The sequence below is a fragment of the Nostoc paludosum FACHB-159 genome, assembly GCF_014698835.1.
Classification (GTDB): Bacteria; Cyanobacteriota; Cyanobacteriia; order Cyanobacteriales; family Nostocaceae; genus Nostoc; species Nostoc paludosum.
This window is the reverse complement of record NZ_JACJTU010000008.1, coordinates 137,631-164,444: the sequence shown is the minus strand read 5'-3', so window position 1 is coordinate 164,444 and position 26,814 is coordinate 137,631. Positions and strand designations below refer to the sequence as shown.

Sequence of the window (26,814 nt, the reverse complement as noted above, 5' to 3'; positions counted from 1 at the left end):
TGGTTGTTGAGCGTAGTCGAAACACTGCCTCCTGCCTCCTGCCTCCTGCCTGGTTGTTGAATCTCGACTTCGCTCGATTACCGCGTAGTCGAAACACTGCCTCCTGCCTCCTGCCTCCTACCCTATCCCGACGATAAATATTCACAACCACCTACTTAGTAATTGCTTCGAGGTAACTCAACAGTGCTTTTTATACTCAAAAGTCACTATCGCCAATCCTAAAACAACTATCAATGCCCAACCGAATGCGCCTAGAAAAAATAATCTTTGAAATCTAGCTGCTTTCTGCTCTTGAACTAGTCGAGCTTTGACTTCTTTAGTTCGTTCTGCTTCTAGCCATGTCTCAACTTCTCGCCGATCGCATTCTTGGCTAGCTGCTAAAAACTGATAATCCAAATCACTCAAGCTTTTACCTTGTGACCAAGCTAGAGCTTCAAGTAAGGCTTTCCCCCGTAATAGTCGTGAACTGTCATTGTATTCTGAGGCTACCCAAGCGTTAAATGCTTGGGAGTAGGGTCGCAATTTTGCTAATTGTTTTTCTACCCAAGTTTGGTTGAAAACCTCTTCATAAATGCGGTTTTTTACTATTAGTTGCCCTTGGTGCTTGGTGACTAATCCCGACAACAGCAGTTCTATTTGCTCCTCTCCATCATCAGAAGCTACCTGAATTCCTTGTAAAATTTGCTGATATAGTCCTAGTAAACCTCCAGTACGCTGCTCATTTCTCAGCAGGCGATCGCGGATGGTTTTCAAATGCTCTGGATCGTCCTTTGCTTCCCATTTCTCTATAATATGGGTTTCCACTAATTTTTCTAAAACTAACAAGGGAAATTGATAATAAAAATTGATCAGATGTTGATTAATAATCGGTAAATGGTCATCCAATTTATAACGCTCATCCACTTCTAAGCTTCTCTGCTCTTGAACATCTTTGCTTCCAGAGTTTCTTTCTTGCACCACTATTTGACATAGCTTTTGAGTCAGAAACGGCTGACCATTTGTCCAAGCTAAAATTTCTTTGAGAACTGCCATCGGATTAGCTACTTTACCTTCTAAACCTGCTGCTAATGGCTGAACTTCCGATAAATTAAAGCCGTGCAGTTCAATAGATTTACCGATATTAAATGGAGTACAGTTGCGATCGGTAATCAAATTTGAAGGTGTTGCTACTCCGAACAATGCCCAAGTTAGGCGGTTATATTCTGGATTTTCGGCTCGCTGATTGTAGCAGGAGCGAATCAAAGTAAAAAAATCGACTACAGGAAAATTCAACCCTAAAACACTATCAATTTCATCAATAAAAATAAATATTTTTTCCGTTTTTAATTCAACTAACAAAATATCTTCGACAAATTGGCTTAATCGCTGTAGGGCAGGCAAATCTTCTCGCTCTGACCACCAGGCTTTGATATTAACTTTGCTAAAGAGATTAAAGCTCCTTAATAAGTCAACTACTATGCCCTTATACCACTGAGCAGGAGTAATATTGCCATTGCCGATGCGAGTCATATCGATAGAAGCACAACTATAGCCTGCTTGTTCTAATCGATGTCTTGTTTGTAACCGCAAGCTAGATTTCCCCATTTGTCGGGAACTAAATACATAACAAAATTCACCTTGAATTAGAGCATTATAAAGTTCAGAATCAGCCTGCCGTTCTACATAGCTAGGAGCATCGACTTTGAGACTGCCACCAATTTGATATTCGTACTTCTTCATAACTTTTAGGCTAATTGCTCTCGGAAATATAGCTGATACAACTCACAGCTAGACATTGCTTGATTTCCCTCAAGTTTTACCAGACCCATACTTTCTAATTTATAGGCAGCGATCGCTTCTAATTGCACGCTTGTTGGAGAAGTAACTACCCGTTTAAGTGCTGTTGCCAATTCCGGATGTTCTTGGAGGTTTGCTAGATGATGCCGTAAATAGTTGCTATAGATGCCGGCAATTGTGGGAGCCTCTTGTAGTAGCTGCTCTAGGCTTACTGTTTGATTTCCCAGATTATAAAGAGCCAGACGGACTAGATAGGGATGACCACCAATCATCGCTAGTAGAGGAGCCAACTTCTCTAATCCTTTCTCACCTTTAGCCCAATCAAGTCCATGACGCACTGCCAATTCTTGCATCTGCTCTAAACTAAATTCTGGTAACTTAATCGGTAGTCCCACATTGAAAGGGGATTGATGAATATCTAACGGAATATAAGCTTCAGTGGCATGAACTACTACTAATCGAAGTTTTTGCCAGATATCTAATTCCGAAGCATCCTCATACCAAGAACGCAGTAACGGTAGAAAGTCCCTAGAGATTTCTGGATACTCGAAAATTCGATTCACTTCATCCAAAGCCAAGACTACCGGAGCCTCTATTTTCTCTAGCAAATACTCCTGTAAATACAATGTACAGCTAACTTTGCTGCCAATATCTTCATCCCAATAATCATCCAGTCTGATTTCTAGATTTAACTGCCGAGTGACGTTAGCACAAAACCAGCGTAAGAATTTTTCTAAGCTAGTGAAAACTTGACTATCTGCCCTTTGTAAACCAATTTGTACGGTGTGTACGCCAGTCTGTTTAGCATGAGCAAGGATTCTGTGCATTAGGGAAGTTTTTCCCATTTTGCTGGGAGCTTTGATTCTGATTAAGCTTCCAGATTTATTGATTTCTGTATATGCGCGTTCTTCAATTGGCGGACGTTCAATGTAAAAAAAAGAATTGAGCGGTACTGAGCCACCAGGAATTTCTAACAAGTCTGAATTAAGAACTGGGGTTTGTCTGTCTTGTTGCTTTTCTATTACCAAAGAAGACCCTGGTATCACATCTTTGACTTTGCTTGTTGACTGAGACTGCCTCAATCCTGTTGGTATTTGTACTTTTTCCGACAAAACGTTATTTTGCGTAGGCAAAGCCAGCCGGAGGCTTCGCCGTCTCAATACTGACCGAAAATTACTTTTTGTCACCTCCTCCCCGAAAGCTTGTGAAAGTAATTTCCATAACTTAGAACCAACATCTTTTATGTAATTAGCATCATAACCACAGCTTTCGGCAATATCTGGATAAGTTTGTCCTTCCCATGCTTGACGAAATATTATTTCCTGAACATCACTTAAGCCATGTTCCAGAAATGTATCTAAAACGACTAGTGCTTCTTCTATATTCATTTTTAAAAAAAATAAAGTTTGTTTTAAATAAGACTTTAGCGGAATTTTTCATAGTTTTTTCTTTATTTACTTAAATTTAAACAGTTAGCTTCATTTCTAGCTGCGGTTCTCAGGTACTAAGAAATGTCACAAAATATAGCGTATTTCAGGTTAATGAAATACACGGCTAGGGACGCAACAATTATCTCTACCTCCCAAGTTACAATTTGCTGTAAATTCTTTAATAAATGTATGGTGAGTTAGTAACCTACTATTTTTGTAAGGTTAATGGTGCGTTAGCCTTTAGCGTTACGTAGATCTCATACAAATTGAGGCTAGACTATATTGTATTTGCAGTTTATTTCTGGTTCCCAGATTGGAGTCTAGGAACGCCAGCAACAATTGTAACTAGGAGATGTTCATTTATGCCGAGATGGACTGCACAAGATAAAGAAGCTTATCGAACCGAGATAATGCGACGCATTACCGCAGCGATGCCATCAGTAATGCAGGAATATGGCTCAATTAATTGGGCAGAGGAACTCAAAGGCTACCGTACCGACCGTGAATATTACCCTGACTACATTCACGCTCCCATTCATGGGTCAACTGATTCCTACACTAACCCTCAGTCATGCTTAGGTTGGGATGCTGCTATGGATGCCATCATTCCCCTCAGCCACAATGTAAGTTGTCAGCAGTTGCGCGAGAAAATGGCTGAACTAATTCCTCAAGACGCTCAAATTGACACGGTGCTAGAGCTTGGTGCAGGTACGGCTGCTGGAGCGCTGGCTCTAGCAGAGAGGTTTCCCCAGGCTACTTTTCGCATTACTGATGTTTCGCCTTACATGCTGGTGATTAGTCAGCACAAGTTTAATAAGGCTGGATTTAGTGAGCGGGCTTCGTTTGAGCAGGTAGATGCTCGTCATACTGGCTATCCTGACAACTCATTTACTCTTGTCACCTCATCATTACTCTTCCACGAGACGCCTAAAGAGTGGACGCCTAAGATTCTTAAGGAGATGTACCGGATAACCAAACCCGGAGGTTGGGTACTCTATGCTGACACCTATCGTGGTGAATACGCTCTGAACGCTTCTTTTCAAGAACCGTGGTTGGATGACTTTATCCATTTCAACTTTGAGTACGAGTTTGCGAAAGCAGGTTTTACGGAACTTAATTACATTCGCTATGCTGTGGGTTTGTGGTATATGGTTGGCCGGAAACAATAAACGTGAAGATAAAACGGCGTTGCTGATTAAGAATATGAATTTAGCTCACGCAGTCAACTTAAGCCGTCAGCGATCGCCCGTCTTGGTCACAAGTCCCAATGAGGATAACAAAACGTCTTAAAACCTTCTGCCTTCTGCCTTAAAGTGCGTAACCTTTAATCATCACCAAAATCTGACAATAACCTCATTTTGAGCATCCTATTTTATTGAAGAAGGCAGGAGGCAGAGGGCAGAAAACAGTATTCCAACTGAGCCTCCAGCATAGCTGTCTTTCTTGATAAGTTCTATGCAGCATTCACTTCTTGAACCTGTGCTGGTTTGGTGTTGATTCCCATCCAGGTTTTTTCTTCCGGTGATAGTTGATTTAGTTGCTGTTGAAACCAAGTTTCAAAATTTTCTTGCAACAATCTTTGGCGCATAAAATCGTCCAACTGTGCAGTTAGAAACTTTTCTACACGTACAATCACCCATGATTCTCCGAAAGGCATAGGTGCTTGAACTACACCCACTTGACTTGTGCAAAGTAACTGAGCAAAATTCGGAGTCATACTACCAAGTTCCACTGGCCCGATAATGCCGCTTGTCTGAGCTTCCGGCCCTTGAGAATATTCACGCGCCAACTCAGAAAATGACTGTTCTCCTTCTGTAATTCGGAAGAATATTTCGTTGGCAATTTCTCTGTTTTCAATCCGAATTAAAGAATAAATTACTTTGTCAAAACGTCTTTTGTATTTCAGAAAGTAAGATTCTAGTTGATGCCCCCAAGTTAGTTGCTTAAACTTTTCGACTCTAAGCTTTCGAGTAGCAAAAAGTTCTAATTGTTCTTGAGTCAAACCATAACGTAAGCGCCAAGATTGGATTTTTTCTTCGCTGTTTAAATCCCAATACTGACAAAATTGCTCTAGAGCATGAGATGTTTCTTCTATTGTGCAGGTGATTGATGCGATCGCAGATTCGATAATGCTCTGAGATAACAATTGCCCAATCAGATTGTAGCTTGCCAAAAAGGGAATAATTTCTGGTGGTAAGAGGTCGCGATCGCCTAGTTGTAATGTTTTATTCATATTTATTTGTGGAAATATTTTAACCGTGTAGCGAGAAAATTCCGAAATACAAGCGGTAAAGGTGAAGTATGTATTGATACCGCTTGCATGATTTACATACTCTTGAAAGCGTTGCTGTACATTACTTTCAAGTATCTCTGACTATTGATGATGCCCAAAGTTAAGCTTCGGCGGTAGGGAATCGGTCGAAATTTATAGTGTAGGGAGTACTGCCAGAGAATTGATTAACCTGCAAGAAATAGTCACCAGTTTCCCTAAAGTTAGAAATAAACTCTGACTGACCTAAACCTCTTCCAGAACGCGCAACTTCCTCACCTAGATCGGCGATGCGATCGCCATCCAAGTCTCGAATCAGTCGGATGTCAGCATCGGCATTGGCACTAATTCCAGTCAAGCTAATGTTGACACCCTCAAAAAATCCTAAAGAGAAGTGGTAAACATCTGCGGTGTTATTGTTATTTATCTTACCAACATTGGTAACATCACCACTTAAGAAGCTACCAAGTTCAAATTCCTTCGGCAGAAGGTTACTGAAATCGCCTGTCGAAGTCGGTTTAGTCGCAGACAAGTCTAAATCGTAAAAAACAAAACCCGAACTACCTGTAGCAAAGCGAGATACTTCGGCAAAATAAGTACCTGCATTGGCTCTAACGTTAATCGCATCATCGACGTTGGTTGACTTAGTTGAACTGTCAATAAATCCATTTGCTCGGTCAGTAGCGTCTAATATACCGTTAGCGTTAACATCACGAAACAGTCTCAGGTCGGCATCATCGCCAGTGCTAATATTGTTGAGAGACAAGTTGATGTTTCTAGTGCTGCCGATTGAGAACTGAAAGATATCTGTGGGTTGAACTGCATTTACATTAAAGCTATTGAAGGAACGGGGTGTGCTATTTAATGAACCAAGGTCTTGAATACTCATTTTTTTCTCCTTAAGATATTGATTGTAATGTGGTCAAATTCACGTAAATGATGGTTTGCACAGGGGTAAACTTTCTATTTCAAGCGACATTTATTCAAATGTCGTGGCTTATAGTTTGATGAAAATACAGAAAATTTATTAACTTCAATAGAGCCTTAGCTGTTTGGTTTTGTGCTTGCCGTGTTCAGAAACTTTTGTTTAACCATGAATCTAAATTAAGCTGTTTTTCCCATAAACACAGCATGAAAAAGACTTCAATAGTTAGGTGTTTAAAAGCAAATTCAAAGTGCTTTGTATTATTTAGTCAGAAAAAGTCATATTAGATATTAACTGCTGCAACACACTGCAATAAACATTAAAATGGTGTGTTAGCAATAGCTAACACACCACTACCATTTACTGGATAATTAATTTTTTGGTGTTTCTTAAGAAGAAACACACATTTTGGATATTTTCCTTATGCTTTACCTTATGGGTTCTCCTTTTAAGTACAGCTGACCCTGGTTCCTATACTTGCCACGCTCGTACCCCTTCTCAAAAGCCAAGCTATGTGCAGCGTACCACAACCAAGAATTTAGTTAAGTCTGATGTAATTTTTTTTGTCTAGAGTGTGGAATAAAAGCGGCAAAGCTCAGGTATGATTCTTTGCCGCTTGCATGATTTACATACTCTTGAAAGCATTGCCGTACAAAACTTACAAGTACTACTCATCATTGCCAAGTCCTAAACTTAAGCAAAGGAGGTGGTGAACTGGTCAAAAGTCAAAGTGTAATTAGTACTACCTTTGAATTGATCGACCTGTAAGAAGTACTCACCAGTCTTGTCAGTGTTGGAAATAATATCTGAGGTAATACCGCTTTTAATCGAGCGGGCAATTTCCTCACCTACTTCAACTCTGCCATTATGATTAAAGTCTCGAATTAGTCGGATATCGGCATCATCGCTTAGTCCGCTCAATGTGATGTTGACACCCTGAAAGTTTTCTAGAGAGAAGTGGTAAACATCAGCGGTATTTTTGTCACTGATATAACCAATACGGGTAACATCACCTGACAATTTACCAAGTTCAAATTCCTTAGGCAAAAGATTGCTGAAATCGGATGTTGAATTGGGTGTCGTTGCAGACCAGTCTAAATCGTAAGTTACAGTACCAGAGCCAGAAAAGCGAGAAACTTCAGCAAAATAAGTACCTGCGCCTGCTCTTACATTAATCGAGTCATCGAAGTTGCTGCTATTGAGCGAACTTGCAACCAATCCATCTGCTCGGTCGTTGGCGTCAAATACACCATTACCGTTAACATCTCGAAAAAGTCTCAGGTCAGAATCATCACCAGCGCTAATCTCGTTAAGAGACAAGTTGACATTTCTAGTACTGTTGATTTGGAACTGATAGACATCAGTAGAGTTTGGTGTTTCAAAAGAGAAATGAGAAGGAGTGCTAGAGAGAGTACCAAGATTAAAATTAGTCATTTTTTTGTTTTTTCGGTGTAGATAATAATTTGATTAAGGCGCGATCGCTTTTAGTTTTGTCTGATGTAATTTTTTTGTCTAAAGTGTGGAATAAAAGCGGCAAATTTCAAGTATGATTCTCTGCCGCTTACATCATTTGCATCCCCTTGAAAACATCGCCGTACAATGCTTTCAAGTACTAATCACCACTGCGGATGTTTAAACTTAAGCAAAAGTAGTGGTGAAGTGGTCAAAAGTCACGTTGTAGTTAGTCGCACCACTAAATTCAGTGACCTGCAAGAAATAGTTACCAGATTGATTAATGTTGGAAATCAATTCTGAAGTAATACCTCCATTAGTAGAACGTGCAATTTCTTCTCCTGCATCGACGATACGATTGTTGTTCAAGTCCCGAATCAATCGGATGTCAGCATCGGTGCTTAGTCCGTTCAATTTAATGTTGACACCCTCAAAGCTTCCTAAAGAAAAGTTGTAAGCATCAGTAGTATTCTGGTTATTGACGTTACCTGTACGAGTGACATCACCTGACAAGTTACCAAGTACAAATTCCTTAGGTAGAAGGTTGCTGAAACTGGCTGAAAGGGGAAAAGTTCCAGACGGTTCAGTCGCAGACAAAGCTAAATCGTAACTGAGATCGCCTGAACTAGCTAAATTAACCGGAGACACTTCGACAAAAAAAGTACCTGGGCTGGTTTTAAAGTTAATCGCGTCATCATGGTTGCTTCCCTGATTGGAAACAAGTCCAACTTTTCGGTCGAAGTTGTCTAATACACCGTTAAGGTTAGCGTCTTTAAACAGTCGGATGTCGGCATTATCACCAGGGCTGATATCTGTCAGAGACAGGTTGATGTTTTTGCCACTAGTGATTTTGAACTGAAAGACATCCGTGAGTTCAGATGGATTTAAATTAAAGTTATTCTTAACAACAGGGGTGCTACCTAGTGTACCAAGATTGAAAAGTGCCATTTTTTTGTCCTTTAGATGTTGATTGTGATGTGGTCAAGTTCGGGTTAATTTGTGGTTTGCACAGACGTAAAATTTATACTTAAACCTACATTTAGGGAAATTTAGCAGCTTCTAATTTGATGACAATAAAGAAACTTTATTATTTTCAATAGAGTCTTAGCTGTTTGGTTTTGTGCTTGCCGCGTTCAGAACCTTTTGTTTAACCATGAATCTAAATTAAGCTGTTTCTTCAATAAACACAGCATGAAAAAGACCTGAATAGTTAGCTGTTTGAAAGGAAATTCAAAGTGCTTTGTATTATTTAGTCATAAAAAGTCTTTTCCAGGGCAAACACACCCGAATAAGGTAGAAGACACTGATGTTGCAATGGCGTAATATCTGTCAGCCTTCTCTAACCCTTACCTGAGAGAGCAACTTCAACCTGGGAGCATACCAAATTCTTGAGATAATCTGATACGAATTCAAAATTCAAAATGACGCTCTGTGCGAGAGCGTAGCTTGATTCTCCACAGGAGTATGCAAACACGGCTTAGCTGTGCTAACAAAATTAATAAAGCAAAGCTAGATATCAGAATGGTTTGAGTATGTGTATCTGTCGCATTCTTTTTTCAAAATTGATAATTCACTTATGCAGCTATAGGGGGTAACATTTCCAAAACTGCAATGCTTAAATCAGGAAATTCTAAAGGTGAAATAGTCGCATTTTCTACTAAAATCACTTCACTTTGATAGCCGTCTTCAGTTGGTTCTCGAAAAACGTGCAATTGACGGCTAACCACATCTAGCACCCAATAATCTGTAATTCCGGCTTGAGAATATGCTTTAGCTTTGGTTTCACAGTCTAGTTTCAGGCTGCTATCTGCTACTTCAATAATCAGATAAACTTCTGTTGGGGTGGGATGATGGTCTGCGTAGTCTAGCGGATCTACTTTCACAACAGCAATATCTGGTTCTGGTTCAGACCTTTGATTTAACTTTACTGGGTCTTGAACACATATGAAAGCCCGATTCCTTAAACTATTTTGCAGCAATCTATCTGTTCTATTGACAGCTGAACGATGAGCTGTGCCTTTAGCAATCATCCAAATTATTTTTCCTTCAAGGAGTTCCACACGTTCATCCGCACCAAAAATTCCAGCCTCAGCCATCCGGTGGTATTCTTCAACTGTCCACAGGCGAAGTTTTAACGTCGGTTCTGTGTTTTGCATAGCTTGTTTTGCAGCTGTGAAGAGTAATTAGTATGCTAGCATTTTTAACTTGACAAAATAATATTGGTATGGTGGTGATTAATAAAAGTCAGAATATTTCATCGATAAATCGAACCCCAGAGGAGGCAGAGAAAACAGAGGAATAACAAAATTTCAGAAGTATTTTGCGTAAATTCTAGTGTCATTAACTTGGGTATCAAAATCTTCTGAATTTTGAATTCTTACTCTTCTAAAATCTGAATTTCATCAAGTTGATTAATCACCACATCTGCACCTTTAACATTATCCAAATTACCCAGCCAAGTGATTCCTATAGAACCTGCGGCTTTAGCATCACGCGCCATTTGCATATCGCCAACGGAATCACCCACCATTAAGGTAGCGCTGGGTTCGACTCCCAAGGCTTGACAAGCTTGCAAAAATAGCACTGGGTCTGGTTTACTCGGCCCCTCATCGACTCCCATTTGTAGCTGAATATAATCGCTTAATTGGTGATGGGCTACAAACTGTTGTACTTCATAATTTGTGGCAGCTGAGAGGATACCGAGTTTTACACCAGCTTCGTGTAGATATTTCAATATCTCCAAACTGCCCACAAACAACGGTGAAGGAGTTTGTCCAAGGTATTTTTCCGCTTCATCCAAAGCTTGACGAGCTATTTTTAAGCATTCAAACCATCCTCTTCCAGTTTCGGCAATGTAAGCCGCAGCAGCAATTTCTGTTTCGCGGCGACTCGCTACCGATACTATGCCTGCTGGGTCGAGGATATTGCCATTGACACCAAATGCCATTAATAGCGGTTCCCCAACACCGGGAACTTGAGCGTCTATTAACCTCGCTGCCTTTTGGGCAAGCGATCGCAAAAACGTTTCCGAATCTTCTAGAGTACCATTCTTGTCAAACAAAATTGCTTGAACATTATAAAAAGTGACGTTTCTACATTTAATAGTGACCAAAATATTTCACCCCACTTATTTAGTTATTTGTCCTTTGACCAATGACTATTGTACAGACGCGATTAATCGCGTCTGTACTAATAACCAATGATTAAATACATAAAAAAAGAGGGGAAAACCCTCTTTCAACAATGCTTTAATACTCTTCATTAAAGACAGTAAAACTATAAATGCATTACTCTTCAATAGCTGCGGGAATCTCGTCCTCGGTTTCTATCGCTGCGGGAATCTCGTCTTCAATAGCTGGAGGAATTTCGTCTTCAATTTCCACTGCTGGTGGAATTTCTTCATCTGCTACAACTTCCGCAGTTCCACCAGGCGCAGCAGTAATACCTTGCTGCTTAGCTAGCAGCTGTTCGCGATACTTAGCAGCCATTTCTTCTGCTTTATCATAGACCAAATCCCGGTTTTTAATCATATCACCAGGTTCTGGTTCTAATTGCTTGGTAGATAGAGAAATCCGACCTCTTTCTGCGTCCAAATCAATGATCATAACTTTCACTTCATCATTGACATTGAACACACTATGAGGTGTATCAATATGTTCGTGAGAAATCTCGGAAATGTGTAATAGACCGCTGACGCCGCCGATGTCAATGAAAGCACCGTAGGGTTTGATACCACGAACTGTACCAATTACTACTTCGCCAACTTCTAGGCGGTTCATCTTGCGCTCAACTAACGCGCGACGGTGAGATAGAACTAAGCGGTTGCGTTCTTCGTCCACCTCTAGGAATTTCAGGGGTAGTTCTTCGCCTACCAATTCTTCTTTAGGCTTGCGGGTACTGATGTGGGAACCGGGGATAAAGCCACGTAATCCTTCAATTCTTACCAATGCACCACCACGATTGGTAGCAAATACGCCAGAACGAACGGTAGCGTCTTCTGCTTGCAGTTGTCGCACGCGTTCCCAAGCCCGCATATATTCAATACGGCGAATGGAAAGAGTTAACTGACCATCTTCATTTTCATCGGTGAGGATGAAAAATTCGCGTGTTTCGTTTGACTGTAAGACTTCTTCCGGGGCATCGACCCGGTTAATAGACATTTCCTGTATGGGTATGTATGCTGCTGTTTTAGCACCAATGTCAATCAGAGCGCCGCGCGGCTCTATACTGAAAACGGTTCCTGGTACAATATCTCCAGGGCTAAAATGGTAGTCGTATTTGTCAAGTAGAGCAGCGAAATCTTCGTGAGTGAATCCAATTTCTGTAGCGGTTAAATTCTGATTGACCATGCTGATTTAGTTCCTGGTTCTAGTCTCCGTAAAGGTTGTGCCACAAACGTAATGTACATGCAACTGTGTTTAATGCAGTCCGCACTTAACATCCTTTTTCATCCTAGCGCAGAAAAGCTAGTGTTAACACATATTAACTCCCAAGATTGGAAATTATATCACAATATTAAAAGGATTGGGGAAAGGGGAAAAGGGCAAAGGGGAAAGGGAAGATCCTTCCTTTTACTTTTAATCTTTCCACTTTTCCCTAATCGAAGGGTTTTGACTAATGACAAACACAATAATATCCGTTACTACCATATTTAGTAGTAACGGATACTAACATTGAATGCGCTTAAAGTTGTGGTAATAGCGATCTACTTCTCTTTTTTCTCAAAGCGGGGGGGTTCGCGAAATGCGATCGCAAAAAAGAGAACACCTATACACAGGGTAAAAATTAAGATGTATGCAACGCTTTCCATTTTATGAGTTCCTGCCTATCCAGCTAGTAATGAGGGATTAGGTATTTGGTATTGAGGATTGGGTATTGGTTACTAACAAAGTATTCCTAAATACTCCTTGCCTAGTTCCCAGTGCCCAGTCCCCAGTCCCTTAGAGGGCTTCCTTCCGGCGGGTAGATTTGTCACCCACTTTCTGGAATAGACCCCATTCGACTTGTTCTTCTAGATCCGCTTCAACACCGGCAAATACGTCTCTGTAAATTGTACGAGCGCCGTGCCACAGGTGACCGAAGAAGAATAGTAAAGCAAACACAGCGTGTCCAAAGGTAAACCAACCTCTAGGACTGGTGCGGAATACGCCGTCAGAGTTCAAGGTTTCCCGGTCAAATTCAAAGATTTCACCGCCTTGAGCCTTACGAGCATATTTCTTCACGTCAGCTGGGTCTGTAAAGGTCTGACCATTGAGGTCACCACCGTAGAAACTAACGGTAACACCAGATTGCTCGAAGCTATACTTAGATTCTGCACGACGGAAGGGAATGTCAGCACGGACAATTCCATCAGCGTCGGTCAAGACTACTGGGAAGGTTTCAAAGAAGTTGGGGAGACGACGCACGGTCAACTCGCGTCCTTCGGAATCTTTGAATACAGCGTGACCTTGCCAAGATTGAGCAATGCCATCACCTTTAACCATTGGTCCTGTACGGAATAGACCGCCTTTAGCTGGGCTATTGCCGACATAATCGTAGAAAGCTAGTTTTTCTGGAATTTGCGACCAAGCTTGCTCAAGGGTTGCACCTTGACCAACACTATTTTGGACGCGACGCTGAATTTCTTGACGGAAGTAGCCTTGATCCCATTGGTAACGGGTAGGGCCAAACAGTTCAATGGGGGTGGTAGCGTTACCGTACCACATAGTACCTGCTACTACGAAAGCAGCAAAGAATACTGCTGCGATACTGCTAGAAAGTACTGTTTCAATGTTCCCCATCCGTAGAGCTTTGTAGAGCCTTTCAGGGGGTCGGACTGTGAGGTGGAATAAGCCTGCAATAATACCAACAACACCAGCAGCAATGTGGTGAGCCACAATGCCGCCAGGGTTATATGGGTTAAAACCATCTGGGCCCCATTCTGGCGCTACTGGCTGGATGCTGCCTGTTATACCGTAGGCATCAGAAACCCACATCCCCGGCCCAAATAGTCCGGTGAGGTGGAAAGCACCAAAGCCAAAGCAAAGTAGACCAGATAAGAACAAGTGAATGCCAAACATTTTTGGCAAATCTAAAGCGGGTTCACCTGTGCGGGGGTCTCTAAAGAGTTCCAAATCCCAGTAAACCCAGTGCCAAACGGCGGCTAGGAATAATAGACCGGAAAGAACGATGTGAGCCGCAGCAACGCCTTCAAATGACCAAAAGCCAGGATCGCCTGTTGAAGCACTGGTAACACTCCAACCACCCCAAGATTGGGTAACGCCCAAACGTGCCATGAAGGGCAGCACGAACATTCCTTGACGCCACATCGGGTTAAGAACCGGATCGCTTGGGTCAAAAGTAGCCAGTTCATATAGTGCCATTGAACCAGCCCAGCCTGCTACTAAGGCAGTGTGCATCAGGTGTACAGAAATCAGCCGCCCTGGATCGTTCAGAACGACTGTATGTACTCGGTACCAGGGTAGTCCCATCGACTACGCTCCTCCTCGATGAGTTAGTTTACAAAGCAATTTTCTTACCGAGGTTCTGAGAAACGAAAGCCGCTACTCAGAAAACTCTCTTTTGTTTTTTGTTATTGCCAGAGCCAGAGTCATACCACGGCTTAGTCTTATAAAATCAGACAGCGTGGGTGTTTGGCAATGCTTACTTGCTCCCTTGAGATTTACCCCGTAGGGTAGCCATCGCCAAGCAAAAATGAGAATGTTTTAAAAAGTGTAACTATTGATGGAACTGTTTGCAAGCGTGTAAATTAATGCGATCGCGTAGCATGTGTAAGTTTTTTCGCTACCAATCCTGTCAGGGATTAAATTTGCTTATCTTTTCTTTACGGAATGGGGCATTGGGCATTGGGCATTGGGCATTGGGCATTAGGAGTGAGGAGTCAGGAGTGAGGAGTTAAGAGTTATTATTCTTCGTCTGCCCCTCTAGCCCATGCTCTATGCCCCATGCCCCATGACCAATTGTTACTGAACCACCAGCTGGATATTTTGCAGGTGACACTTCGTTTGGGCGCTACCCAGGCGTTCGATTACTTGTTCGGCGCTCATCAAACGCTTGAGTACTACTTGACCGATAGTCTGACTGGCGTTTACAGGAGTTGTTGGCTTCACTTCTACGGTTAAAATGGCTTCTTCAACTCGATAAAGCCATAGCAATTCGTTTTCTTCCACTAAACAAATATTCATTCGCTGAATATCTGGTTGGCGTCGCCATGCGGTGATTTGCCAGAGTCCGTCAGATGCCCATACTCTAGCAACTGTCCATCCTTCAGATAGAAAGAAATACTTCACGGTATTAGTCTCGCTATTAGACTTTAAATCTGCTGTTGGTGATATCGCGATCGCTTTTTTCGCTGATGTATAAACACTAGATTTGTCAGCCAAACCATGCAGCCGTTCTCTATAATAAACGGCTCCACGGTACATGTAACCAAGCAGCAACAGGCTAAGTTTTTATGTACGCTACTTGAGTTACTGTCAGAGCTTAACAAACTTACTTCCCTAGTTACTATGAATTTACGACAAATTTCGCCAATGTTTAAAATCTTAATTAAATAAAAATTTTTCCTCATTTAACTAATTGTCCTTTGTCATTAGTGATTAGCATTTGTATTTACAAAGGACGAACCAATAATGACGGTATTATCCTTTCACAGATGCTGCACGAATACTGAAAATAGGGCAATATATAAGCTTATTTGTACGTATATACTTAGCTACAACCATTGCCAAAATTATTTGTAAAAATTAAGGCACAATAGCCGCAAATGTAGTAAGATGTCTGACCGCTGATATCTAAAATTTTATCGCTATGACATGGTTTTCCTTGTCCGTGAAACGCTGGAGTCGGATTATACGATTCCTATCTTTGTTCTGTGTATGTTTATTTTTAGTTGTGAGTTGCGCTCCTCGTCCACAAACAACTACGCCACCATCGGGTTCTGTAAATAGTCCTACAGGTGATGGGCGCATTACTATAGGTACAACAGCCAAACCGAGAACCCTCGATCCGGCTGATGCTTATGAGTTGGCAGCGCTGGGTTTAGTGTTTAATATGAGCGATCGCCTTTATACTTACGAACCAGGAAGCATAGAAATTAAACCCCAACTCGCCACAGCATTACCGAAAGTCAGTCAAGATGGTTTAACTTACACCATCCCTTTACGCCAGGGAGTAGTTTTTCACGATGGAACTCCCTTCAACGCCCAAGCAATGGCGTTTACCATCCAGCGGTTTATTGAAAATAAAGGAAAACCCTCTTTCTTACTAGGCGATATAGTAGATTCAGTGAAAACCACAGGCAAATATGAATTAAGCATTAAGCTGAAAAAGCCCTTTGCAGCGTTTCCCTCATTGCTAGCCTTTCCTGGGGTGTGTGCAGTTTCGCCGAAAGCTTATGAAGTTGGTGCGGGTAAATTCAAACCGAATATTTTTGTAGGTACTGGCCCTTACAAGTTAGCCCAGTATGGTACTGATTCACTACGATTTGATGTGTTTGATAAGTATTGGGGCGAAAAACCAGCTAACAACGGTGTTAACGTCCAAATTCAGACTAGTCCTGTTAACTTGTTTAATGCTTTCCGTACAGGTGCAATTGATGTAGCTTATTTATCGCTACAACCAGACCAAACTCGGAGTTTGGAAGAAGGTGGTAAAAAAGGAGATTGGCAAGCGATCGCTGCTCAGGGTAGCGTAGTCAGTTATATGGTGTTAAACCGGAATCAAAAGCCTTTAGATAGGGTAGAAGTAAGAGCTGCGATCGCTTCAATAGTAGACCGTCCATTAATAAATGAACGAGTCTTACTTGGTCAAGCAGACCCGCTTTATAGCATGATTCCCACTACATTTAATGTATCTGTGCCATTATTTAAAGATAAATATGGTGATGCTAATTTCGATCGAGCTAAACAATTATTAACTACCGCTGGATTTTCTAAAGAAAATCCTGCAAAAGTTCAAGTTTGGTATCCTTCTAGTTCGCCTACTCGGAGTTTGGCAGCACAGACACTTAAATCGCTTGTTGATGCCAAAATGGACGGAATCCTGCAATTTGAAGTCGCCGTTGCCGAAGGCCCTGCTTTCTTTAAAGACATTGCTAGAGGATTATATCCAGCAGCTTTACTTGATTGGTATCCAGACTTTTTAGATCCAGATAATTACGTCCAGCCATTTTTGTATTGTGATAAGGGTTCTGCTGCTAAAGGATGTGAAGATGGAGGCAGTCAAAGTCAGGGTTCGTTTTACTATAGCGAAGTCATGAATAAATTGATTGACCAGCAACGTCAAGAACAAAACCCCCAAGCGCGTCAGAAAATTTTTGCTGATATTCAAAACCAGGTAATCACAGATGTACCTTACGTTCCATTATGGCAAAACAAAGACTATGTATTTGCCAGAAATGGTATTAGTAATGTAAAACTTAATCCAAACCAAATTTTGGTTTACCAAACAATTAAAAAGTAATTCGTAGTTCGTAATTCGTAATTCGTAATTAAATTTGTTGAAGCCTAAATCACCAACACCTAAAAGCCAAAAAATTGGCAATTTTGTGTAGCAAAAAGCTCAAAAAATACGAACTACGAATTACAAATTACGAATTACAAATTACGAATTACGAATTACGAATTACGAATTATTTATGTCTCGCTCTAAAGCTTTACAATATTACATTGTTTCCCGGTTGTTGTTAGCACCACTTCAGCTATTAACTATCATCACTATTGTATTTCTCTTACTCAGAGCAACACCAGGAGATCCAGCAGATGCGATTCTCGGTGGACGTGCGCCAGAAGCCGCTAAAGAAGAATTGCGAAAACAACTCGGTTTAGATCTGCCTTTGTGGTTACAGTATCTAAATTACTTAGGGAATGTGTTGCGGTTTGATTTAGGAACTTCTTTGTTGAGTCGGGGAGAGAATGTTTGGAATATCATTGCACAATATTTTCCAGCGACGGTGGAGTTAGCTGTATGTAGTATGACTGTTGCACTCATGGTAGGAATTTTAGTCGGTACTCTTTCGGCTTCCCGCCCTGGAACATCTTTTGATTTGGGTGGGCGGTTGTTTGGTATCGTCACCTACGCACTCCCTATGTTTTGGGCGGGAATGCTTTTGCAGTTAATTTTTTCAGTACAACTTGGTTGGTTTCCCAACTCTAACCGTTTTCCGCCCAACCTTCCCGCCCCCACACCCATCACAGGATTGTATACAATTGATAGCTTACTAGCTGGAAACTTGACTCAGTTTTTTACATCTTTGCATCATCTTGCCTTACCGAGTTTGACTTTAGGGCTTTTGCTGAGTGGGATTTTTGAACGAATTGTGCGAGTTAATTTGAAGCAAACCTTACAAGCAGATTATGTAGAAGCAGCTAGAGCCAGAGGTATTGGTGAAAATAAGATTTTAGTCTCCCACGCGTTGAAAAATGCCTTAATTCCGGTGATTACAGTTTTGGGATTAACCTTTGCGTCTTTGTTGGGTGGAGCGATTTTGACAGAGGTAACATTTTCTTGGCCTGGGTTAGCCAATCGGCTGTATCAAGCCATTAGCGATCGCGATTATCCCACAGTCCAGGGAGTATTAGTATTTTTTGGAGCGATCGTTGTCAGTGCCAGCATTTTAATTGACATTTTAAATGCTTATGTAGACCCACGAATTCGGTATTAATTAAAATATTCTGAATTCCGATATGGTAATGGAAGCATAGCATCTTAGCTGGTCAAATAGACGAGCATAGTTAATTTGTTTGAGCAGATTAGGTTTAGTAGCAAAAGACTGCTGAAAAAATTGTCATTAATAATTTGTTTTTTAAAAAAATAAATTATTATGACATCAATCAATGAGATTTAACAGCAAATTGTAGTTGCAAGATTATGAGTAAAATTCCGAACCAAATAATCGCACAAGAAGCTGAAATGAGCCTCAAGTGGTTAGAATGGGGACAAAAATTACAAGCGATCGCTCAAAATGGATTGACATATAATGAAAACCCATTTGACAAAGAACGTTATCAGCTAGTGCGTCAAATTGCTGCTGAAATTATATCGACACACTCTAATATTGAAGCCAGTTCTCTCCTTAATTTATTCAATTCGGAAGTAGGTTATGCCACACCAAAAGTGGATGTCAGGGCTGCTGTCTTTGATTCAGATAAAATTCTCTTAGTAAAAGAAAAAGAAGATGGTTGTTGGACATTACCAGGAGGTTGGGCGGATATAGGTGAGTCGCCGAGTGATGGAGTTGTACGAGAAGTCTATGAAGAATCTGGATATCAAACCAGAGTTGTTAAGCTGCTTGCTGTCTACGATAGAAATCATAGCCGTCATGGATATCCACCATTGGCATACCATATTTATAAACTATTTTTTCAGTGCGAATTAATAGGTGGGACTCCAAAAGCAAGTTTTGAAACCGAGGAAGTTGAGTTTTTTAGAGAAACAGAAATCCCAAACTTGTCCCTAACTCGTGTTGTCCCATCTCAAATTACTCGATTATTTGAATATTACCGCGATCCAAATAAACCAACAGATTTCGATTAACAACACATCCTTGAGTTAAGACGCGATCAATCGCGTCTCTACAAATGGTCTATTTGTCGCATTCTTTTTTCCAATTTGTATAATTTACATCTGTTGCCCAATTTTAGAGAATTTGTATTAACCGTCAACCATCAACAGCCATTATTGCCAATTTCCAACTAAAACATAAGATGCCCAATAATAAGGATGAGGTGGTAAATTCTGCAACTCTTCAAAAGGTGGATTTAGCTTCAAAGATTCTAACAGCGATAGTTGAGCTTTCCTCAAAGCATCAGCTTGTTTTGCTTCTGGCTTTTTCAAGTCTTCGTAAAATTGGCCCATAAATTGGGCGGTAGAAGCATCTCCTACAGGCCAGAGAGTGGCAAGGGTACTGCGTGCCCCTGAACGAACAGCCATTCCTGCCAAACCTAAGACAGCTCGTTCATCGCCAGTAGCAGTTTCACAGGCACTTAGCACTAATAATTCTATAGTTGTGCCTGGTTCTTTTAGCAAAGCACTCAACTCATTAATACTAATACTTTGACCATCTCCTGTAATAATAAAATTCTTTTGGGGATTAGAACTAAATAGCCCATGAGTAGCTAAGTGGATAACAGGGAAATTTGATTTCAACTGTTTTTGAATAGTTTTGATAGTAAACTCTTGATTGAGCAGTTTTTCGGAAGCAGGAAAAGTTTGTTGAATTTGATCTAATTCCTTTGGAACATTAACTAGTGCTGCAAAAAATTGCCCTTGTACCTTAATTTGCTCGCTAACTCCAGCAGCTAAAACCTTAAGTTGTTTTTTTTCCAATTGTTGAGGAGCTAGCAGTTGTAGGCTAGGAACCAGGGCAATACCATATTTTTCAATTAAGTAGTTTTGTCCATCGTAGAGTGCAGCTATTGGGACTCTCTGCAATCTTCCATTTAATACAAATACTAAATTTTTGATTTGCTTGGGATCTAGCTCTGCCTCAAAAGGTTTAATTAACCAATTATAAACTTCCCCAAAAATTGGTAAAAGTGTTTGCAGATTTTCCTTTAATTCTTGGGGATTTGGGTTAGAAGTAGAGAGAATATTTCGTGCAGAGTTATTGATACTAAGGTTGTCTAAATTATCGTAAAGCCGATCTAGAGTTTCATTAACTTCTTGTTCGCTAATAGGAACTACTACTTGCTGCAAGGGTTTTCCCGGCACGGAAAGGATAACTTCTAAGCGTTCTGGCAAAACAATCGGATAGATTACAGCTGCATTGGCATCAATATTATCAATTTGCAACGCCACATTTGCTGTTTCGGAACAGGGGTCTTGAAAGAAGTTATCTAGTTCTGCTAATTGCAGAGATTCTATCACCTGGCGGGCTAATTCTAGACGTTTTTGAGAATTTTTATTTTCCGACTTTTCCCGATTAATGATAGAATTAGAAACCATTAACGAATTTAATTCCTTGTCAGTCAAATTTGATTTCAACAGCAAATCTGCTAATTCTAGATAGACTGGTTTGACTTCTTGGAGAAAGTCAAATTGGACATCTTGATTATTAGCGTTTAAATCGCTGCGTAGGGATTGCAGAATATTAAATGCGGCGGTGTAAGCTGCGATCGCTCCTTTTGGATCTCCCTGTTTTCGTAGTAAACTTCCTAACTGAGATTGCCAAAGATAAGTAATTTCCCTAGCATCACCACTGATATCTTGTTCTTGGGCTAATATTAGTGCTTGCTGTGTCAGTTTGATTGCCCGATTTAACTGTCCTTGTTTGTCGTAAAGTTTGCCCAAATACCCTAGAGCATAGGTTTCAGTTCGTCTACTCTGTAAAGTCCGTGACTGTTGGAGTGCATTCTCTAATAAAGGTTCAACCTGATTTATTTGTCCGCTTTGCATCAAAGAATCAGCAAAGTTAATTTGGGCATAAATAGCAGCACGACTGGGAGCAAGAGTAGCTAAGTTAGGTAAAATTTGATTTTGCAATGCTTGAGCATCTTGGCTCAACTGCAACTCCAACCCAGAGAGAAAATCTTTCCCCCGTTGAATTAATTTAGATTCAGAAAATCTCGCCCAAGAAGCAATCCGGCGTTGCGTCTGTTCGCTCCACCATCTTTTCATCTCCAGTAATAGCTGGAATTGATTGAGTTGTGCCTGAATTTTAGGTATTGGTGGCGCTGATGCTACCTTTGTTGCTTGGATATAGTAATTAACAGCTTGATTGTAGGGCCCTAGAGCATCGACGACAGATTTGCGATCGATAATGTCCGTCACTACATCATAGTCCCAGCGATCGCGGATTTGGTTGCCTAAGATCCGTTCGGTGTTACCTAAACTCACTAGCACACCGCTTTTTTCAGCCGATTCGCCAATTGAAGAAAGACTTAACTGCAAGATTTCTTGTGATTTTTGTAATAACCCTTGTCTGCGTAGGACATCACCGAGGCTGTGCAAACCAATCGCTTGAGTTAAACTCAAAGAATCACTTTTTTGGGCTAGGTTTTTTTGGAGTTGCTCGATTTGGATTTGGCTACAGTTGGGGTTTTGAATCGCAAAAGCTTGGAGTAAAGTATTGCAAGCTTTGGGATACAATCCTAAATCTTGCAAAGCCTGGGATTTATTAATCAAACTCTTAGTCATACCATCGCGATCGCCCACTTTTTCATAAGCCTCAGCCGCCGCTTCCCATAACTTTGCTGCTGCTTCTAATTCTCCGGCATTGTATCTTTGTTCGCCTTCCCTTGCTAATTCTAAAGGACTAGCAGCATTAGCATGTAAGCTGGAAAAATTTGACCAAGCCGGCATAGTCAAACTAGATAACAGCCCCAATAAAGCTGAAAAGATAAAGATTAATAAACGACGGTAATTTTTATAAATCATTTTTATCAATTGCTCAGTTGTCATTAGGGACTTTAAAAAAAAATATGCGACTGATTACAGTCAACCGTCAACAGTCAACAGTCATCAATCAACAATTTAAAACGCTCTATACTCCATTTGAAAATACACGCCATTTTCTTGCCATGTGCGCTTGCTATTATCAATATCTATTAAAGGAATACCCCAATCTAAACGGGCCGTGAATTTATCTCCCATTTGCCAAAGTAGTCCTAATCCTGTGCCTAGTAGGGTGTTAGGGTCGGGATTTTCTCTGTCTGTGTTCCAGACAGTACCAAAATCGATGAATGGTGCAACCTGTAAAGTACCTCGCAGTTCTGGGAAACGGGCGATGGGTAATCGCAATTCTGCGGAAGCAAAAATGCCATTATCATTGAGTAAAACATCTTGGCGATAACCCCGCACTGTTCCTTGACCTCCCAAGCTAAACTGCTCGATGGAAAGTAGAGAGCTAGTGGTCAATTGGATATTAGAACGCAACAACAAAGTCGGAGCCGTTGTTTGTGCTTTTGGTTGACCGAGGAGACGCAAATAAATCATTTGTCCCCGCCAAAGGAAATATCGGCTATCTGGTTCGCTGTCATTAATCGTGGCGTCAAAAGCTCCAATTCCCAAATTAAACTCAGAACGAGCAGCTAAGACTTCTTTACGACTACGGTGTAGCCATTCTTGAGCGAAACTCAATTCAGATATTCGCGTTTCTCCTTGAGGATCGGCGCCAGCAAACAAGGGAAAATCCACTCCTCGAATGGAAGAATTACTTTCCCGCCTAGCTGCGGTTAAACTCAGGGTGAGTTCTTGGTTGACTTCTGGGGTGGCCCTTTGGAGAACTGGTTGGCGAAAAGATAATTCAAACTCACGGGAATTGACTTCGATATCCAAATTTTTAAAATCAGGTTCAATAATTTGGTTGTCGGTAATCCGATAGTTGAAGCCAACAGTGCCATTCCGGGGATTCACTGGCAAGGTATAACCACCTTCATAACTATTGCTACCATCGGTATTTTTGTAGGCAAAACTCAGGCGATCGCCGATTCCCAGGAGACTGCCTTCTGATAAGGCGATACCGCGCTCAAAACTACCAATGCTGGGGTTGCGGTTATTATTAATACTGAGTTGCGTATTAAAAGTTCTCGCTCCCTTGACGATTACCGCTAGGGAATTGACACCCGGTCTAGTACCTGCGGTAAGTTCGGCATCTAAGCTTTCAATTAGGGGATTGAGTTGCAGCAGTTGTAAAGCTTCTTTAAGGCGGTTGATATTTAGCGGTTTGGTAGTAGCGATCGCAATGCGACTGCGGACATAATTTGAGTTCAACCTTCCTTTAATCACATTGACTTGAATATCTTCTAAGCTGCCTTCTACTACCTGAATTTTGATAATACCCGAACGAAATTCTTGACTGGGAATGTAGGCACCAGAAGTAATGTAACCCTTTTGCACATACAACTCGGTAATTTGATTGGCAGCTTTGAGAAGTTCGGCAAAGGTAATTGGTTGGCGTGTAAAATTGGCGATCGCAGAGTTTAATTCTTCTTGACTAAAAGCAGTATTACCAACAAACTCGAACTTTTGCACAATAATACTGCCTGGAATATCTACGGCTTCTTCCGGTGTTGGCGGTACTGTCGGGGGTATTTGGATGGGTACGTTTGTTGGTGGTAGAGGATTAGTAGGCGGTTGTTCCGGCGGCTTCGGCGTTACAGGATTAATCGGCTGGGCGCAAACAGAATTTGTATGATACACCAGCAGTATAAAGGCAACACAAGGAGATAAAAAAAATCTCCGTCGCCAAACACTTAATACCATTTTGGATTTTAGATTTTAGATTTTGGATTGACGATCGGTTTGGTAGTTATGGGGTTCCCTTTTCCCTTTAACCCTTAACCTTTTCCCCCCTCGAAGGGCTTTGACAATTAGATGAAGTTAACCCAAAAGCATAAGGGGTAGGATTAGGCACTTGGCTGGCGAGAACTAGGACACCTTGGGCGTTAACATACCAACCTGTGGCTGGAGGTGGCAGTTGGGAAGTATTATTCACCTTTGTCGCAGCACTGGCATCACCAGGCTCAAAACTAATTAAAGCTCCACTACTTAGCTGTTCGCTCGGTCTAGGTGGTAATCCTCCACGTCCGGTGATGGTAAATTCACTTCTATTTTGATTTGTTGTCGCTCGACAAGCCTGAGCTACCACTTCTTCTGGTTTCGCCACTTCTTGCGGTACATCGATAATTTCAAAATTACTTTGGGCCTCTGGTGTAATAACACTGATTTGTCCGGCAACTCCCAGTTCGGAACTAGCAGTAATCTCACAAGTTGGACACACAAAAAATCCTCTGGTATTGATACTGATATTTCCTCCCATCCCCTCAAAGGCATCGGCGGTAATCTTACTGCCTTCTAACAGCGTCACAAAGTTAGCTGGACTAAAGCCAGCGATATTAATATTACCTCCGTCACCACTTCCACCAGCAGTGGCAGATATCTGACTGTTACGGCGCATCAATAAGGAGTTGGTTTGCAGAGATATGTTACCACCTTCCCCTGATGTGGTGGCAGCAGATAACAAGGCGCGATCGTCGAGTGTCAATTCACTCGCTGCAATTGTCAATCTTCCACCTGCTCCCGTACCAAAATTGTCGCTAGATATCTGACTATTACCAGACACCTGTAAGGAATTCTGGACTCGTAAATCAATGTTGCCACCTTGACCCCCTTTGGTAGCCGCCGTGATTCCACCTTGATTTTCGACCAAAATAGAGCCAGCGTTCACCCGCAGCGTCCCTGCGTTCCCGGTGCCATCATTCCTCGCTGTCACCTGTGCGCCATCTTTAACAACTAATTGCCCGGTATTAATTGTCACGTCTCCAGAAGCTCCACTGGGTATAGGAGGCACTCTTAATAGTAGTTGCAAGAGCGGATCGACTATATTAGCTGAGGAGATAATCAAACTAGGATTTACAGAGCCTGGGACTTTGCCACTTACCTCTACACTATCTTGAGCGTTAATGGTGACGCTACCAGCAGGGCCGCTGGCTAAGGTGGAAGCATCAACTCTACCACCGTCTTTGATTACCAACCGTTGAGTATTAATTATCACGCTACCAGCTTTTCCGGGGCCGCCGGTACCAGCAGTTATTTGGCTAGGAGTGAAAACAAATGGTGTTACACCGAGCAATTCCACTGACTTCGAGGCATTCACCGTTACGTTTCCACCAGAGCCAGTACCAGCAGTTACGGAGGCAATATTCCCTCCTAAAAGCGCAGTTAATTGCTGAGTTGTCACTGTTAGAGTTCCCGCACTCCCAGCCCCAAAACTTCCTGCCGTAATATTACTGAAGCGTGTGGGGTTAAATGGTGAAAACCCTGACACTAGCAAGGAATCATTGGCTTTAATATCAACATTCCCACCAGTAGCAGGGCTGTAAGTAGCCGCAGCTATGGCTGCTCCATCTTGAAGGACTAAGCGGGGGGTATTAACGCTAATATCTCCACTTTTGCCACCGCCGATAGTTTCTGTAAATAAGGTGCTGGAAATCCGCCCATCTGCTGTAGTACCCACTAAGGATAAAGATTCAGAAGCATTGGCGTTAATTCCTCCTGCTGATTCCGTTCCTTGGGTTTGAATCAAAACCATTGAGCCATCGCGGATGGAAATGTTTCGCCCCTGCAACTGAATCGAGCCACTACCAAGGCCGCTGGTGTCTGCTAATGCTTTTTGAGATAAAGCAATATCTTGAAAGTTTGTCACCCCTTGATAACCTAAATTCCAGCCTTGAGGACTGGGATTGAGACTTACAAAACCTCCTGCCACGCTACCTAAATCAATACGTCCGCCCTCGGCTGTGAGCGTTCCTCCCTCTGAGATAATTCCTCCTCCCACCAAAGCTAGGGTATTACCTGGCTGCACCTTTAGTCCGGCGGTTTCTCCCCTAGTGAAGGGCGAGAAGAGCGGGCTTTCTAGACTGATGTTATGCCCTTGACCTTGGACGCGAATCGCTTGCGGATTCTGCCCAAATTGCAAGCCTACTGGCACACTAATGGTTAGCCGAGGGGAAGTTGAATCCGTAGCGCTAAATTCTGCACCATCAGCAAATTTCAGGCTATCTGCTGTACTCGCCAAAAACGAGCCGCCAATATTAAGTTGAGCTTTAGCACCCAAGTTAATACCACTAGGATTTATCAGTATGAAATTCGCACCGTAGTTTTCTCTAATTAAGCCATCAATATTGGAAACTGAACCACCTGTAACTCGGCTAATTATGTTACTAATGTTACTAAAAGGTGCGGTGTTGTTGAAAAAAGCCTCTCCACCAGTGGGAACAGAAAATTCTCGAAAACTATGGAAGAGATTGTTACCAACTTGTGTTCCGCCTGTAATTATAAAATCCAGCCCTGGGGTCGTCCCTGGTGAAACTACACTTTGTCCATCACCAAGTGTGTTGTCTGAAGAAATTTGTGCTAAAACAGGAAAGCCCGTAATTAGATAACAGATATAAGCACTACTAGTAATTAAAATTTGGCAAAAAAATTGTTTCATTTTACACAGGGCAAATTACCAAAAAAGA

19 protein-coding genes are annotated in these 26,814 nt (G+C 41.6%); 4 read left to right on the top strand and 15 right to left on the bottom strand.

Annotation, left to right across the window (positions count from 1 at the left end; all coding sequences use genetic code 11):
- Window positions 1-177: 177 nt before the first annotated feature.
- Entirely contained in the window at window positions 178-1,719 is a 1,542-nt protein-coding gene (locus H6H03_RS10695; protein WP_190955105.1) for an AAA-like domain-containing protein, read from the bottom strand.
- Between the two features lie 5 nt (window positions 1,720-1,724).
- Entirely contained in the window at window positions 1,725-3,164 is a 1,440-nt protein-coding gene (locus tag H6H03_RS10690; protein WP_190955104.1) for an AAA-like domain-containing protein, read from the bottom strand.
- A gap of 404 nt (window positions 3,165-3,568) precedes the next feature.
- Here H6H03_RS10690 and H6H03_RS10685 point away from each other — a divergent pair, with 404 nt between their 5' ends.
- On the top strand, window positions 3,569-4,375 hold the full coding sequence (locus tag H6H03_RS10685; protein WP_190955103.1) for a class I SAM-dependent methyltransferase: 807 nt from the start codon (window positions 3,569-3,571) through the stop codon (window positions 4,373-4,375).
- 284 nt (window positions 4,376-4,659) lie between these two features.
- Here the strand turns inward: H6H03_RS10685 and H6H03_RS10680 are convergent, their stop codons facing one another.
- From H6H03_RS10680 to H6H03_RS10635, 10 genes are all read right to left on the bottom strand, one after another.
- The gene (locus H6H03_RS10680; protein ID WP_190955102.1) at window positions 4,660-5,439 is read right to left on the bottom strand and encodes a peptidylprolyl isomerase; all 780 of its coding nucleotides are present in this window, start codon (window positions 5,437-5,439) and stop codon (window positions 4,660-4,662) included.
- A 160-nt stretch (window positions 5,440-5,599) separates the two neighbouring features.
- Window positions 5,600-6,364, bottom strand: coding sequence for a pre-peptidase C-terminal domain-containing protein (locus H6H03_RS10675; RefSeq protein ID WP_190955101.1), 765 nt, complete (start codon window positions 6,362-6,364; stop codon window positions 5,600-5,602).
- A 729-nt stretch (window positions 6,365-7,093) separates the two neighbouring features.
- Entirely contained in the window at window positions 7,094-7,834 is a 741-nt protein-coding gene (locus tag H6H03_RS10670; RefSeq protein ID WP_190955100.1) for a PPC domain-containing protein, read from the bottom strand.
- 204 nt (window positions 7,835-8,038) lie between these two features.
- Window positions 8,039-8,800 (bottom strand): PPC domain-containing protein, encoded by a 762-nt coding sequence (locus tag H6H03_RS10665; protein ID WP_190955099.1) that lies wholly within the window; start codon window positions 8,798-8,800, stop codon window positions 8,039-8,041.
- 626 nt (window positions 8,801-9,426) lie between these two features.
- Window positions 9,427-10,008, bottom strand: coding sequence for a Uma2 family endonuclease (locus H6H03_RS10660; protein ID WP_190955098.1), 582 nt, complete (start codon window positions 10,006-10,008; stop codon window positions 9,427-9,429).
- Between the two features lie 221 nt (window positions 10,009-10,229).
- A complete protein-coding gene (locus H6H03_RS10655; RefSeq protein WP_190955097.1) occupies window positions 10,230-10,964 on the bottom strand; it encodes an HAD family hydrolase in 735 nt (244 codons plus the stop codon).
- Between the two features lie 175 nt (window positions 10,965-11,139).
- The gene (locus tag H6H03_RS10650; RefSeq protein ID WP_190955096.1) at window positions 11,140-12,201 is read right to left on the bottom strand and encodes a 30S ribosomal protein S1; all 1,062 of its coding nucleotides are present in this window, start codon (window positions 12,199-12,201) and stop codon (window positions 11,140-11,142) included.
- A 356-nt stretch (window positions 12,202-12,557) separates the two neighbouring features.
- Complete coding sequence (locus tag H6H03_RS10645) at window positions 12,558-12,662, bottom strand: photosystem II reaction center protein T (RefSeq protein ID WP_096537819.1); 105 nt, start codon at window positions 12,660-12,662, stop codon at window positions 12,558-12,560.
- Between the two features lie 130 nt (window positions 12,663-12,792).
- Window positions 12,793-14,322, bottom strand: coding sequence for a photosystem II chlorophyll-binding protein CP47 (psbB, locus tag H6H03_RS10640; protein ID WP_190955095.1), 1,530 nt, complete (start codon window positions 14,320-14,322; stop codon window positions 12,793-12,795).
- A gap of 492 nt (window positions 14,323-14,814) precedes the next feature.
- The gene (locus tag H6H03_RS10635) at window positions 14,815-15,141 is read right to left on the bottom strand and encodes a hypothetical protein (protein ID WP_190955180.1); all 327 of its coding nucleotides are present in this window, start codon (window positions 15,139-15,141) and stop codon (window positions 14,815-14,817) included.
- Window positions 15,142-15,661: 520 nt separating this feature from the next.
- Between H6H03_RS10635 and H6H03_RS10630 the strand changes: the two genes are divergently transcribed.
- The 3 genes from H6H03_RS10630 (at window position 15,662) to H6H03_RS10620 (ending at window position 19,387) form a co-directional block, all read left to right on the top strand.
- Window positions 15,662-17,314, top strand: coding sequence for an ABC transporter substrate-binding protein (locus H6H03_RS10630; protein ID WP_190955094.1), 1,653 nt, complete (start codon window positions 15,662-15,664; stop codon window positions 17,312-17,314).
- 175 nt (window positions 17,315-17,489) lie between these two features.
- Window positions 17,490-18,515, top strand: coding sequence for an ABC transporter permease (locus H6H03_RS10625; protein WP_190955093.1), 1,026 nt, complete (start codon window positions 17,490-17,492; stop codon window positions 18,513-18,515).
- Between the two features lie 248 nt (window positions 18,516-18,763).
- Window positions 18,764-19,387: an NUDIX hydrolase gene (locus tag H6H03_RS10620; protein ID WP_190955179.1), complete on the top strand. Its 624-nt coding sequence runs from the start codon at window positions 18,764-18,766 to the stop codon at window positions 19,385-19,387.
- A gap of 141 nt (window positions 19,388-19,528) precedes the next feature.
- On the opposite strand, the gene H6H03_RS10615 is transcribed toward H6H03_RS10620, so the two are convergent.
- From H6H03_RS10615 to H6H03_RS10605, 3 genes are all read right to left on the bottom strand, one after another.
- Window positions 19,529-22,228 (bottom strand): CHAT domain-containing protein, encoded by a 2,700-nt coding sequence (locus H6H03_RS10615; protein ID WP_190955092.1) that lies wholly within the window; start codon window positions 22,226-22,228, stop codon window positions 19,529-19,531.
- A gap of 96 nt (window positions 22,229-22,324) precedes the next feature.
- The gene (locus H6H03_RS10610) at window positions 22,325-24,055 is read right to left on the bottom strand and encodes a ShlB/FhaC/HecB family hemolysin secretion/activation protein (protein WP_190955091.1); all 1,731 of its coding nucleotides are present in this window, start codon (window positions 24,053-24,055) and stop codon (window positions 22,325-22,327) included.
- A 67-nt stretch (window positions 24,056-24,122) separates the two neighbouring features.
- The gene (locus H6H03_RS10605) at window positions 24,123-26,786 is read right to left on the bottom strand and encodes a beta strand repeat-containing protein (protein WP_190955090.1); all 2,664 of its coding nucleotides are present in this window, start codon (window positions 26,784-26,786) and stop codon (window positions 24,123-24,125) included.
- Between the last annotated feature and the right edge of the window lie 28 nt (window positions 26,787-26,814).

Excerpts from the sequence above, each read along its gene's own strand:
- H6H03_RS10680 (WP_190955102.1), bottom strand. The coding sequence starts at position 5,439 with ATGAATAAAACATTACAACTAGGCGATCGCGACCTCTTACCACCAGAA.
- H6H03_RS10620 (WP_190955179.1), top strand. The coding sequence starts at position 18,764 with ATGAGCCTCAAGTGGTTAGAATGGGGACAAAAATTACAAGCGATCGCT.
- H6H03_RS10645 (WP_096537819.1), bottom strand. The coding sequence starts at position 12,662 with ATGGAAAGCGTTGCATACATCTTAATTTTTACCCTGTGTATAGGTGTT.
- H6H03_RS10615 (WP_190955092.1), bottom strand. The coding sequence starts at position 22,228 with ATGATTTATAAAAATTACCGTCGTTTATTAATCTTTATCTTTTCAGCT.
- psbB (WP_190955095.1), bottom strand. The coding sequence starts at position 14,322 with ATGGGACTACCCTGGTACCGAGTACATACAGTCGTTCTGAACGATCCA.
- H6H03_RS10675 (WP_190955101.1), bottom strand. The coding sequence starts at position 6,364 with ATGAGTATTCAAGACCTTGGTTCATTAAATAGCACACCCCGTTCCTTC.
- H6H03_RS10670 (WP_190955100.1), bottom strand. The coding sequence starts at position 7,834 with ATGACTAATTTTAATCTTGGTACTCTCTCTAGCACTCCTTCTCATTTC.
- H6H03_RS10695 (WP_190955105.1), bottom strand. The coding sequence starts at position 1,719 with ATGAAGAAGTACGAATATCAAATTGGTGGCAGTCTCAAAGTCGATGCT.
- H6H03_RS10660 (WP_190955098.1), bottom strand. The coding sequence starts at position 10,008 with ATGCAAAACACAGAACCGACGTTAAAACTTCGCCTGTGGACAGTTGAA.
- H6H03_RS10625 (WP_190955093.1), top strand. The coding sequence starts at position 17,490 with ATGTCTCGCTCTAAAGCTTTACAATATTACATTGTTTCCCGGTTGTTG.
- H6H03_RS10685 (WP_190955103.1), top strand. The coding sequence starts at position 3,569 with ATGCCGAGATGGACTGCACAAGATAAAGAAGCTTATCGAACCGAGATA.
- H6H03_RS10650 (WP_190955096.1), bottom strand. The coding sequence starts at position 12,201 with ATGGTCAATCAGAATTTAACCGCTACAGAAATTGGATTCACTCACGAA.
- H6H03_RS10605 (WP_190955090.1), bottom strand. The coding sequence starts at position 26,786 with ATGAAACAATTTTTTTGCCAAATTTTAATTACTAGTAGTGCTTATATC.
- H6H03_RS10690 (WP_190955104.1), bottom strand. The coding sequence starts at position 3,164 with ATGAATATAGAAGAAGCACTAGTCGTTTTAGATACATTTCTGGAACAT.
- H6H03_RS10665 (WP_190955099.1), bottom strand. The coding sequence starts at position 8,800 with ATGGCACTTTTCAATCTTGGTACACTAGGTAGCACCCCTGTTGTTAAG.
- H6H03_RS10610 (WP_190955091.1), bottom strand. The coding sequence starts at position 24,055 with ATGGTATTAAGTGTTTGGCGACGGAGATTTTTTTTATCTCCTTGTGTT.
- H6H03_RS10630 (WP_190955094.1), top strand. The coding sequence starts at position 15,662 with ATGACATGGTTTTCCTTGTCCGTGAAACGCTGGAGTCGGATTATACGA.